This is a genomic window from Noviherbaspirillum sp. UKPF54 (genome assembly GCF_007874125.1).
GTDB lineage: Bacteria > Pseudomonadota > Gammaproteobacteria > Burkholderiales > Burkholderiaceae_D > Noviherbaspirillum.
Map to the genome: position 1 here is coordinate 1244118 of NZ_CP040128.1, position 12116 is coordinate 1256233.

Annotated in this window: 12 protein-coding genes; all 12 read left to right on the forward strand. The window is 58.2% G+C overall.

From position 1 onward, the window contains the following. Window positions 1-4: 4 nt before the first annotated feature. The 12 genes from FAY22_RS05840 (at window position 5) to uvrC (ending at window position 12071) form a co-directional block, all read left to right on the forward strand. On the forward strand, window positions 5-1492 hold the full coding sequence (locus FAY22_RS05840; RefSeq protein ID WP_146329339.1) for a DegQ family serine endoprotease: 1488 nt from the start codon (window positions 5-7) through the stop codon (window positions 1490-1492). Between the two features lie 72 nt (window positions 1493-1564). Then, window positions 1565-1828 carry a glutaredoxin family protein gene (locus FAY22_RS05845; protein ID WP_146329340.1) on the forward strand — a complete coding sequence of 88 codons (264 nt, stop codon included), beginning with the start codon at window positions 1565-1567 and terminating at the stop codon, window positions 1826-1828. A gap of 234 nt (window positions 1829-2062) precedes the next feature. Next, on the forward strand, window positions 2063-3856 hold the full coding sequence (gene lepA, locus FAY22_RS05850; RefSeq protein WP_146329341.1) for a translation elongation factor 4: 1794 nt from the start codon (window positions 2063-2065) through the stop codon (window positions 3854-3856). Beyond that, entirely contained in the window at window positions 3853-4764 is a 912-nt protein-coding gene (gene lepB / locus FAY22_RS05855; RefSeq protein WP_146329342.1) for a signal peptidase I, read from the forward strand. Before lepA ends, lepB begins: the two co-directional genes overlap by 4 nt. A gap of 19 nt (window positions 4765-4783) precedes the next feature. Beyond that, window positions 4784-5173: a DUF4845 domain-containing protein gene (locus FAY22_RS05860; protein ID WP_146329343.1), complete on the forward strand. Its 390-nt coding sequence runs from the start codon at window positions 4784-4786 to the stop codon at window positions 5171-5173. Between the two features lie 17 nt (window positions 5174-5190). Beyond that, entirely contained in the window at window positions 5191-6150 is a 960-nt protein-coding gene (gene rnc / locus FAY22_RS05865; RefSeq protein WP_246860674.1) for a ribonuclease III, read from the forward strand. Continuing rightward, entirely contained in the window at window positions 6147-7049 is a 903-nt protein-coding gene (gene era / locus FAY22_RS05870) for a GTPase Era (protein WP_146329344.1), read from the forward strand. Before rnc ends, era begins: the two co-directional genes overlap by 4 nt. 90 nt (window positions 7050-7139) lie before the next feature. After that, on the forward strand, window positions 7140-7979 hold the full coding sequence (gene recO, locus FAY22_RS05875; protein ID WP_146329345.1) for a DNA repair protein RecO: 840 nt from the start codon (window positions 7140-7142) through the stop codon (window positions 7977-7979). Window positions 7980-7996: 17 nt separating this feature from the next. Beyond that, the gene (pdxJ, locus tag FAY22_RS05880; RefSeq protein WP_146329346.1) at window positions 7997-8764 is read left to right on the forward strand and encodes a pyridoxine 5'-phosphate synthase; all 768 of its coding nucleotides are present in this window, start codon (window positions 7997-7999) and stop codon (window positions 8762-8764) included. Then, on the forward strand, window positions 8761-9153 hold the full coding sequence (gene acpS / locus FAY22_RS05885) for a holo-ACP synthase (RefSeq protein ID WP_146329347.1): 393 nt from the start codon (window positions 8761-8763) through the stop codon (window positions 9151-9153). The genes pdxJ and acpS overlap by 4 nt, the downstream gene beginning before the upstream one ends. Next, the gene (gene nagZ / locus FAY22_RS05890; RefSeq protein WP_146329348.1) at window positions 9150-10199 is read left to right on the forward strand and encodes a beta-N-acetylhexosaminidase; all 1050 of its coding nucleotides are present in this window, start codon (window positions 9150-9152) and stop codon (window positions 10197-10199) included. The genes acpS and nagZ overlap by 4 nt, the downstream gene beginning before the upstream one ends. A gap of 15 nt (window positions 10200-10214) precedes the next feature. Then, the gene (gene uvrC / locus FAY22_RS05895) at window positions 10215-12071 is read left to right on the forward strand and encodes an excinuclease ABC subunit UvrC (protein WP_146329349.1); all 1857 of its coding nucleotides are present in this window, start codon (window positions 10215-10217) and stop codon (window positions 12069-12071) included. The last annotated feature ends 45 nt before the right edge of the window (window positions 12072-12116 follow it).

Below are 12116 nucleotides of genomic sequence, written 5' to 3' on the forward strand. Positions count from 1 at the left end.
TTTTATGAAAACAATCTCCTTTGTCCGAAGTTTCCTGCTGGTGGCGCTGACCGGCGCGTTCGGCTCACTGCTGTCGCCAGCGAATAACATGCTTATCGGCCAGGCTCACGCAGCACCGGTCACCGTTCCGGCGGATTTTGCAGATCTCGCCGAGCGAACCGGCCCGGCGGTTGTGAATATTCGCACGACTGAGCGAGTCAGGCAGGGGCAAGGCATGCCAGGCGGCGACGATGAGGAGATGCAGGAATTCTTCCGCCGTTTCTTTGGAATCCCCATGCCGCGGCAGCAACAGCCTGAACGCGCGCCGCGCAATCGCCGCCAAGCGCCGCCTTCACAGGAGGAGGAGGTGCCGCGCGGAGTTGGCTCGGGCTTCATCATTTCTGCGGATGGCTTTGTGCTTACCAATGCGCATGTGGTGGAGGGCGCGGACGAGGTTTATGTGACGCTTACGGACAAGCGTGAATTCAAGGCCAAGATTATCGGGGTCGACAAGCGGACTGATGTGGCGGTCGTCAAGATCGATGGTAAGGATCTCCCTCGTCTGACCATGGGAGATCCAAACAAGTTGCGCGTCGGCGAATGGGTCATTGCGATCGGTTCGCCGTTTGGCCTTGATAATACGGTCACTGCTGGCATCATTTCGGCCAAGGCGCGCGATACTGGTGAATATCTGCCGTTGATTCAGACCGATGTCGCGGTTAATCCCGGAAATTCGGGCGGCCCCTTGATCAACATGCGAGGCGAAGTCGTCGGCATCAATTCTCAAATCTATAGCCGCTCGGGTGGCTATATGGGAATTTCGTTTGCGGTGCCGATCGACGAGGCAGTGCGCGTGGCCGACCAGTTGCGAACCACAGGCAAGGTTACGCGCGGCAGGATTGGCGTCCAGATCGGCGAAGTCACCAAGGATGTCGCGGAAACGCTTGGCTTGGCGCGTGCGCAAGGCGCGCTCATCCAGCGTGTCGAGCCTGGCGGACCGGCCGAAAAAGGCGGGTTGGAGGCGGGAGATATTATTCTCAAGTACAACGGTACACCGATTGAGAAATCGACCGATCTACCTCGCTTGGTGGGGGCGACTAAACCTGGTACCCGGGCGACATTGAATATCTGGCGCAAAGGCGCAAGCCGCGATATTGCGCTGACTGTCGCTGAACTCGAACCGGAGAAGGCTGCGAAGAAAGAAGAGCGCCAGCCAAGGGCCGAACAGGCCGCCAATGCGCTCGGGCTGGTTGTTAGTGACCTGACCGAGGCGCAGAAGAGGGAGCTCAAGATCGAGGGGGGCGTCATTGTCGATGAATCCGAAGGCGCGGCAGCGCGGGTCGGATTGCGTTCAGGCGACATCGTCTTGCGCCTGAATAACACCGATGTGAAGGACGCCAAGCAGTTCAATACTCTGGTTGCGAAACTCGATCCGAAAAAGACGGCCGTCCTGCTAGTGCGGCGCGGCGAGGCGTCGCAATTCGTCCCGATTCGACCCGCCAACGGGCGCTGATCGATCAATTCTGGCAGGCCTCCGACTGATCTTCATGCGGAGGCCTTAGTTGCCGGGTTGCCGGAAAAGTTCATGGATTTCCCCACACATTTCGTTCTTTATTCCAGATCCTATTGTCACCTTTGCGAGGATATGTTGGAGGCGCTGCAGGCATTGAGTGGCGACTATCCCTTTTCTGTCGAGGTTCTCGACATTGATAGCGACGATACACTTGTTGCCCAGTTCGACGAACTGGTGCCAGTGTTGTTCGGTCAAAAAAAGGGGGCGAGTATTGTGCAGTTATGTCACTACTTTCTTGATGAACGGAAAGTCAGGGAGTTTCTGTCGCAAAGCTGAGTTCTTATACCGGCGCCCACCATGTTGACAATCGTGCGTCATCGCATTGCACGTTGACTGGAAACGGACTTTTCGTCTAATTTCCAGTGAAATCGGCTGCGTACCCTCTCAAGTGATGGGTTTTAGCCCCGGAAATCCGGTAAAATGCCGGCAATCGAACAACCTTCTGCTATAAGGCGCTCGCTTGGGGAGACTGCCCCGCTCAGAGCGCTTTTTTTGTGTGCATCTTAGTTAATGGACAACATTCGCAATTTTTCCATCATTGCCCATATTGATCACGGCAAATCAACGCTGGCCGATCGCATCATTCAACTATGCGGAGGCCTTTCCGACCGCGAGATGGAAGCGCAAGTCCTGGACTCGATGGATCTGGAGCGCGAGCGCGGCATCACGATCAAGGCGCAAACCGCGGCATTGAACTACAAGGCGCGCGACGGCAAGGTCTACAATCTGAATTTGATCGACACGCCTGGCCATGTCGACTTCAGCTATGAAGTGAGCCGGTCTTTGTCAGCCTGCGAAGGTGCGTTGCTGGTAGTTGATGCTTCGCAGGGCGTGGAAGCGCAAACCGTCGCCAACTGCTATACCGCCCTCGACCTAAATGTTGAGGTCGTGCCGGTGCTGAACAAGATCGACTTGCCTTCTGCTAACCCTGACAACGCAATCGAGGAGATCGAAGACGTCATTGGCATAGAAGCAAGTGACGCGGTACGTTGCTCCGCAAAAACCGGTCTGGGTGTCGAGGATGTGCTGGAAGCCTTGATTGTCAAGGTGCCCCCGCCCAAGGGCGATCCAGATGCGCCGCTGCAGGCATTGATCATCGATTCCTGGTTCGATAATTACGTCGGCGTGGTGATGCTGGTGCGTATCGTCAATGGGACGTTGCGCCCGAAGGACAAGATCTCCCTGATGGCAACCGGCGCCCAATATCTGGCCGAGAGCGTCGGTGTGTTTACGCCGAAATCGCAGGCGCGCGAAACACTGTCAGCCGGGCAGGTGGGCTTTGTGATTGCGGGTATCAAGGAGTTGAAAGCGGCGCGCGTGGGCGACACCATCACGCTGGCAGCCAAGCCCGCCGCACAACCGCTTCCCGGCTTCAAGGAAGTGCAGCCGCAGGTGTTTGCCGGCCTGTTCCCGGTCGAAGCGAACCAGTACGATGCGCTACGCGAGTCGCTGGAGAAGCTGAAACTGAACGACGCTGCGCTGCAGTACGAGCCGGAAGTGTCCCAGGCGCTCGGTTTCGGTTTCCGCTGCGGCTTCCTCGGCTTGCTGCATATGGAGATCGTGCAGGAACGACTCGAGCGCGAGTTCGACATGGACTTGATCACCACTGCGCCGACCGTGGTGTATGAAGTCGTGCAGCGCGACGGTACTGTCATCATGGTCGATAATCCGTCCAAGATGCCGGATCCGTCCAAGATCGAAGAAATCCGCGAGCCGATTGTCACCGTCAATCTCTACATGCCGCAGGAGTACGTAGGTTCGGTGATCACGTTGTGCACCCAGAAGCGTGGTGTGCAGATCAACATGACCTACCATGGCAAGCAGGTGATGCTGACCTATGAAATGCCGATGGCGGAGATCGTGCTCGATTTCTTCGACAAGCTCAAGTCCACCTCTCGCGGTTATGCATCGATGGATTACGAGTTCAAGGAGTATCGCGCCGCCGACGTAGTCAAGGTCGACATGCTGATCAACGGCGACAAGGTCGATGCCCTCGCCATCATTGTGCACCGCTCCAGCAGTCAGTACCGTGGGCGAGCGGTGGCGGCCAAGATGCGTGAACTGATTCCGCGCCAGATGTTCGATGTCGCGATCCAAGCGGCGATCGGCTCCAATATCATTGCGCGTGAAAACGTCAAGGCGATGCGCAAGAACGTGCTGGCCAAGTGCTACGGCGGCGATATCTCCCGCAAGCGCAAGCTCCTCGAAAAACAAAAAGCCGGCAAGAAGCGCATGAAACAGGTGGGTTCCGTGGAGGTGCCGCAAGAGGCATTTTTGGCGATTTTACAAGTGGAAGATAAATGAGTTTGCAAGCAATCCTTGGTAACTTTGCATTAATCCTTTTTATTCTCACCATTGTAACCGGCGTTATCTGGGCTCTCGACGTCTTTCACTTTGCCAAGCAGCGACGTGCTAAGGCGGACGCCGCGCTGGCGGAGTACGATGCGCGCCAGGCAAAGCTGAAGCAGGAGGGGATCAAGGCCGACGACAGCGGTCGTGCGCGACTGGAAGCGGAAATTCTCAGGCAGCCGACCTGGATCGAATACTCGGGCAGCTTTTTCCCGGTCATTGCGCTCGTATTTGTCCTGCGCTCCTTCCTGTATGAGCCATTCAAGATTCCGTCCAGTTCGATGGTGCCGACGCTGGTGATCGGCGACCTGATTCTCGTGAACAAATACACTTACGGAATTCGCTTGCCGATCATCAACAAGAAAATCATTGAGATCAACAACCCCCAGCGTGGCGACGTCATGGTTTTCAAGTACCCGAAAGATCCGTCGCTGGATTACATCAAACGTGTAATTGGTGTGCCGGGTGATAAAATAGTCTATAAAAACAAGCGGTTAACAGTAAATGGTAAAGAAGTGTCTTATGCGCCATTGTCTGATTACCTGGATGAGGAGCATCTGACTTACTCCAAGCAATTCCTGGAAAAATTGCCTGGAGCGACACATAGGATTCTGAACGACGAACGTGCGCCGGCCTATGTGCAGAATCCGGATCCATTTCCGATGCGCGAGCTATGCAGCTACAATCTGGAAGGATTTGCCTGCTCGGTCCCCGCTGGACATTACTTCATGATGGGAGATAATCGGGATAACAGTCTCGACAGCCGCTATTGGGGATTCGTGCCCGATGAAAATATTGTGGGAAAGGCATTTTTTGTTTGGATGAATCTGGGCGATTTCAGACGCATCGGCAGTTTTAAATAATTAAAACCAGGGAGGTTACATGAAGCTTCGATCGGCAACTCAAGACGGGCAGGAAGGTCTTTCTCTAGTCGGCTTCATGTTCGTAACTGCCATTATCGCGGTCTTGGTTGTGTTGGGGATGAAGGTTGTTCCGACCGTGATCGAATATACGGCGATCAAGAAGGCGATAACGACCGCGACGGCCAATGCGGCCAGTGCACGGGATATTCAAGTTGCTTTCGATAAACAACGTGATGCCGGATATATCGAATCGGTTAGTGGCAAGGACCTAGAAATTACGAAAACGGCGGATGGATTTGATGTCAGTGTTTCATATGAGAAACGAATTGGCCTGATTGGTCCGACCAGTCTAGTCATCGACTATGTGGCTAGCACGGGCGGTAAGCCGGCGCAGAAAATTGCGCAATAAAGAATAAGCGAAGATAAATGGATCTAAAGTTATTGCAGGACCGGCTGGGACATACATTCAAGGATGCCGCGCTGCTGCAGCAAGCCTTGACGCATCGTAGCCATAGCAGCCTGCATAACGAACGGCTCGAATTTCTTGGCGACTCGGTACTGAATTGCGTCGTCGCCTCTCTTCTGTTCGAGCGCTACAACAAGATTGATGAAGGCGATTTGTCGCGCTTGCGTGCAAATCTCGTCAAGCAGCAGTCTTTGTACGAGATTGCGCAACGGCTCGAACTGTCCCAGTTCCTGCGTCTGGGCGAGGGCGAGCTGAAGTCCGGCGGTTTTCGCCGTCCTTCCATCCTCGCCGATACGCTGGAGGCGCTGTTCGGGGCAATTTTCCTTGACGCCGGCTTCAATGCCGCACGCGATGTAATCCGCTCTCTCTATATTCCGATTCTGGATACGGTTGATCCCAAGACACTGGGCAAGGATGCGAAGACGCTGCTGCAGGAATTCCTGCAAGGTAAAAAATTGGCGTTGCCCCAATATAACGTTGTTGCCACGCATGGCGCCGCGCACAATCAGGAATTCGAGATCGAATGTCTGGTGCCCAAACTGGATATCCAGGTGTTCGGTACAGGTGGAAGTCGTCGTGCCGGCGAACAGGCGGCGGCCAAGCTGGCGCTGGAAGCGGTCCAGAACGCCTTGGTTAAAACCGCTGCATCCGGGCGTAAGCCCCGCAAGGCTTCTCAGCTCAAACTGGCCGGTATCGCAACAATTCAACCCGACGCGCCCGTCGAGGAAGAATCCAAAAAAAGTGCAAAAGCGTCCAAGTCGGACGCCAAGCAGGCCAGGCTCGACCTGAAAGGGGACGGCAAGGCCGCCAAACCGGAAGCTCGGCCCGAAACCAGCACGAATACTGACGCTTCGCCCGAAGCGGGCGCCACTGACGGAGCGCCTGCTCCGGCAATTTCCACCCAATCAAAAACTGCATGACATTACCCGCCGCTCCCATTGACTTCCGCTGCGGCTATATCGCGATCGTTGGTCGACCCAACGTCGGAAAGTCGACACTGATGAATGCGCTTATCGGCGCAAAAGTCAGCATTACATCGCGCAAGGCGCAAACCACCCGGCACCGGATCACCGGCATCCAGACCCGCGAAAGCGTGCAGTTCGTCTACGTCGATACGCCTGGTTTTCAAACCCGGCATGCCAATGCGCTCAACAAGACGCTGAACCGCACAGTTGCCAACACCTTGACGGCAGCCGATGTGATCCTGTTTGTGGTCGAAGCTGGCACGTTCGGTCACGCCGACAAGCAGGTGCTCGACCTGATTCCGAAGGGCGTTCCTTGCATCCTGATTATCAACAAATCGGACCGCATCAAGGAAAAGGCGGAGATGTTTCCGTTCGCCCAGCAGGTGGCGGCGGCGCACGATTTTGCAGCAGTCATTCCCGTTTCGGCCAAGCAGCGCTATCAACTGGATGTGCTCGAAGCGGAAATTGAAAAGCATCTTCCGCACAATCCGCCGATGTTCGACGAGGACGATATCACCGATCGCAGCGAGAAGTTCCTGGCTGCCGAGATCGTGCGGGAAAAGGTTTTCCGCTTCGTCGGCGACGAATTGCCTTATACCAGCACGGTCGTCATCGAAAAATTTGAGGAAGAAGGCCGTTTGCGCCGGATTTTTGCCGCCATCCTGGTCGACCGCGACAGCCACAAGGCGATGGTGATCGGCCAGAAAGGGGCGAAACTCAAGGAGATTTCGACTCAGGCCCGCCTTGACATGGAGAAGCTGTTCGGCGGTCCGGTCTATCTCGAAATCTGGGTCAAGGTAAAGTCGGGCTGGGCCGATAACGAGGCCGGGCTGCGTGCATACGGCTACGAGTAGACCTTTATCGGATGACAGCGACACTGCCGCCGAGGCGCCGCATTCGACTCGGCGTCCGCGCGGCACGATTGGAAACGGCGCTTTAACTGTATGACCCCGCAATCAAGCCAGTCCGACGACACATTGCGCGAAATGCGGCAGGCACACCCGCAATCCGATCACGCCGCCAGGCCGCGAGCCTCCTCATCGAATGGAACGCGCGCCAAATCTCCCGAAAAGGAAACCCGGGTCACCGGCCAGCCGGCGTTTGTCCTGCATAGCTATCCGTACAAGGAAACCAGCCTGATCGTCGACGTCTTTTCGCGCGACTACGGGCGCATCGCCTTGATCGCCAAAGGTGCCAAGAGGCCGCATTCCAAGTTGCGCGGCGTGCTGCAGACCTTTCAGCCCTTGTCCGTGGGCTGGAGCGGCAAGGCGGAAGTACGCACGCTGACGCAGGCTGAATGGATCGGCGGCTTGCTGCCACTCGAAAAATCGGCACTGCTGTGCGGGTTCTATCTCAATGAATTGCTGGTCAAACTGCTGGCGCGCGACGATCCTCATCCCGCGCTGTTCGATCACTATATTGCCACCCTCAACGAACTCGCGCATGACGAGCCGGCGCCGATCGTGCTGCGGAAATTCGAGCGTGCATTGCTGAAGGAAACCGGGGTGGCCGGCAATTTCACGACGTGCGCGGTGACGGGGCAGCCGGTCGAGGAAAGCAAAATCTACGTGGTCGAGCCCGAGCGCGGTCCGCGCCCGGCGTACCCGGCTGATACGGCGCCGCGCGTGTCCGGCAAGACCCTGCTCGACATGGAGCGCGAGGATTACACCGACAGCAATACGCAGACACAGAGCAAGTTCCTGATGCGTTTTCTGCTTGCGCATCATTTGGGCGGCGCGCCGCTCAACACGCGCCAGATTCTGATAGATTTAATGCAGTTATAAAGCCACCATTGCCCGCCATGAGCCTTCTACACCCCACCAGCCCCGTCATTGATCTCGGCGTCAACATCGATCACGTCGCGACGCTGCGAAACGCGCGCGGAACCCTCTACCCGGACCCGGTACAGGCCGCTTTGCTGGCGGAGGATGCCGGCGCCGACGCCATCACCTTGCACCTGCGCGAGGATCGTCGTCACATCAAGGATGCGGACGTCGAAGCGATCCGCCCGCAACTGCGCACCCGCATGAACCTTGAAGCGGCCGTGACGCCCGAGATGATCGAATTCGCCTGCCGCATCAAGCCGCAGGATGTCTGTCTGGTGCCGGAGCGGCGAAATGAAGTGACGACCGAAGGCGGCCTGGACGTCGCTACGCATTTTTCCGCCGTACAGGCGGCGGTCAAGCAGTTGCAGGCCCAGGGAATTCAGGTCAGCCTGTTCATCGATGCGGACCCGGTACAGATCAGGGCCGCTGCGGAGACCGGCGCACCGGTCATCGAAATTCATACCGGCCGCTATGCCGATGCGCAAACCGACTGCGAACAGCAACAGGAACTGGCTCGGGTGCACGCTGGCGTTCTGGAAGGTGTGGGGCTCGGCCTGAAAGTGAACGCGGGACATGGTTTGCACTACACCAATGTGCAGGCGATCGCCGCGATTCCGGAAATCGCCGAACTCAATATCGGCCATGCGATCGTCGCGCAGGCCATATTCATCGGCTGGCAAAACGCCATCAAGGAAATGAAGGCCATCATGATCGCAGCACGCCTGGGCGTTCACAAGAAATGATCTACGGTATCGGTACCGACATCATTCAGATCTCCCGCGTGGAAGCGGCGTTGGCCCGCAATGGCGAGCGTTTCGCTGAAAAGATCCTTGGTCCCGAGGAGCTGGAAAAATACCGGCGCCGCAAGGCCAAGGTCGAAGCGCGCGGAGTGCGCTTTCTGGCGACGCGCTTTGCCGCAAAAGAAGCGTTTTCCAAGGCGATCGGCCTGGGAATGCGCATGCCGATGACTTGGCGTGCGATGCAGACGCTGAACGCCACAAGCGGCAAGCCGGTAGCGGTGGCCAGCGGAGCGCTGAAGGAATTTATGGAACAGAACGGCTTGACCGCCCAGGTGTCGATTACCGATGAAGCCGAATATGCGGTCGCCTTCGTGATAGTGGAGAAGAAATGAAATCAAATGCCAATACCGGACTGGGCCCGGTCATGCTGGACGTCGTCGGCACCTCGCTTAACGACGACGATATCCGGCGCATCCGCCATCCGCTGACGGGCGGCGTCATTCTGTTCGCACGCAATTACCAGAACCGCCAGCAGCTGTGCGAACTGACGGCGGCGATTCACGAAGTGCGTCCGGGCGTGCTGATCGCCGTCGACCACGAGGGCGGACGCGTGCAGCGCTTCAAGACCGATGGCTTCACCAAGCTGCCGGCGATGCGCAGATTGGGCGAACTGTGGGAGCGTGACGTGCTGGAAGCGACGCGGGCGGCAACCGATGTCGGCTTTGTGCTGGCAGCCGAGCTGCGTGCGTGCGGCGTCGACCTGTCGTTTACGCCGGTGCTCGACCTCGATCACGGGCAGTCGGGGGTGATCGGCGACCGCGCGTTCCACCGCGACGCGCGGGTGGTGACCCTGCTGGCGAAAAGCCTCAATCACGGCCTGGCCCTGGCGGGCATGGCGAACTGCGGCAAGCATTTTCCGGGACATGGATTTGCGGAAGCGGATTCCCATTTCGCCATTCCGACGGATGACCGCAACCTCAAGGAAATCTTGGCCGACGACGCCGCGCCGTACGACTGGCTGGGCCTTGGCTTGGCTGCGGTCATGCCGGCGCACGTGATCTACCCGAAGGTCGACAAGAACCCGGCCGGCTTTTCGAAGAAGTGGCTGTCCATCCTGCGCAAGGACATGGGGTTCGAGGGGGTGATCTTCAGCGATGACTTGAGCATGGAAGGCGCGAGCGTCGCCGGCGGCGTGATCGATGGCGCCAATGCAGCGCTTTCAGCCGGATGCGACATGGTCCTGATCTGCAACTCTCCGGACAAGGCCGACGAATTGCTGGACGGGCTGAAAGTGAAGACGAATGCCGCCACGAAGGCATCTGCCGCTCGCATTGCAGCTCTGGTTCCGCAAGGGAATGCGCTCGACTGGGATGCTCTGCAGCAGGACGCGCGCTACCGCGCCGCCAGGCAAACCGCGCAAGAACTCGTTTCCGCTTGATGCTCGTCTTGCCCGATGTCGGACGCCGCCGTACCTGATTCGCGCGAAGTCGTTCTCGAGACGGTCGCCAAGCTGCCGCACCTGCCCGGCGTTTACCGCTACTTCGATGCGGACAATTCGCTGCTGTATGTGGGCAAGGCGCGCGATCTCAAGAAGCGGGTTTCCAGTTATTTCCAGAAGACGCTAACCAGCCCGCGCATTGCGATGATGGTCGAGCGTATCGCGCGGCTGGAAACGACGGTCACGCGCAGCGAGGCGGAAGCGCTGCTGCTCGAAAATAACCTGATCAAGACGCTGCAGCCGCGCTTCAACATCCTGTTCCGCGACGACAAGTCGTATCCCTATCTGAAGATCACCGGGCAGGATGTGCCGCGCATGGCGTATTACCGCGGTGCCGTCGACAAGAAGAACCAGTATTTCGGGCCTTTCCCGAGCGCGTGGGCAGTCAAGGAATCAATGCAGATCCTGCAGAAGGTGTTCCGGCTGAGGACATGCGAGGATTCGGTATTCGCCAATCGCACGCGCCCCTGCCTGCTGCACCAGATCCAGCGCTGCAGCGCGCCCTGCGTGAATGCGATCAGCCGCGAAGACTATGCGGCCGATGTCGACAACGCCGCCAGATTTTTGCGCGGCCGGCAGACCGAGGTGCTGGAGGAACTGGAAAGGAAAATGCATGCGTTCGCCGCCGAACTCAAGTTCGAGCAGGCGGCCGCGGTGCGTAACCAGATCAGTGCGCTGTCGCGTGTGCTGCACCAGCAGACCATGGAAACGGTCGGCGACGCCGACATCGATATCATCTCTGTCGTGGTGCAGGGCGGCCGGGCGTGCGTGAACCTGGCGATGGTGCGTGGCGGCCGCCACCTGGGTGACCGCGCTTACTTTCCGGCTCATGTCGACAGCGTGCTTGCCGCCGACGGGGATACGGTCGAGGTGGAAGTCCTGAAGGCGTTTCTTGCGCAGCATTACATCGACAAGTTCATTCCGCCGACTCTGATCCTGAACGTCGAATTCGACGAGCCCGCGCTGATGATGGCGCTGGCGGAACAATGCGGCCATCGCATCAACCTGGTGTTCCAGCCGCAGGGGCAGCGCCGCCAGTGGCTTGAAATGGCGCACAAAGGGGCTGAAATCGCGCTGGCGCGCCTGCTCTCCGAGCAAGGTTCGCAGCAGGCGCGCACGCGGGCCCTGGTCGATGCGCTCGGCCTGGACGTGGGCGACATCGAAAGCCTGCGCATCGAATGCTTCGATATCAGCCACACCCAAGGCGAAGCGACCCAGGCATCCTGCGTGGTGTTTCACCATCACGCGATGCAGAACGGCGAATACCGGCGCTACAACATCGCCGGCATTACGCCCGGCGACGATTATGCGGCGATGCGCCAGGTGCTGACGCGGCGCTACGAGAAAGTCGCCAACGGCGAGGGGGGGATGCCCGATGTCGTACTGATCGACGGCGGCAAAGGCCAGGTCGAGATGGCGCGGCAGGTGTTCAGCGAGCTGGGGCTCGACATCGGATTGATTGTCGGCGTTGCCAAGGGCGAGGGACGCAAGGTTGGCCTGGAAACGCTGGTGTTCGCCGACGAGCGGTCGCCGCAGGAACTGGGCAAGGAGTCGGCCGCGCTAATGCTGATTGCGCAAATCCGTGACGAGGCGCATCGTTTCGCCATTACCGGCATGCGCGCCAAGCGCGCCAAGGCGCGTCAGACGTCGCGGCTGGAGGAAATCGAAGGCGTTGGTGCGAAACGGCGCCAAAAGCTGCTGGCGCGCTTCGGGGGGCTGCGCGGCGTGGCTGACGCAAGCGTAGATGAATTGGCATCGGTCGATGGTATATCGCGTCAGCTTGCGGAAGAGATATATCGGCAGTTGCATTAAATCAGCGGTGTGAAGCGGTGCATTGCGGTTCGGGCAAGTTCCACG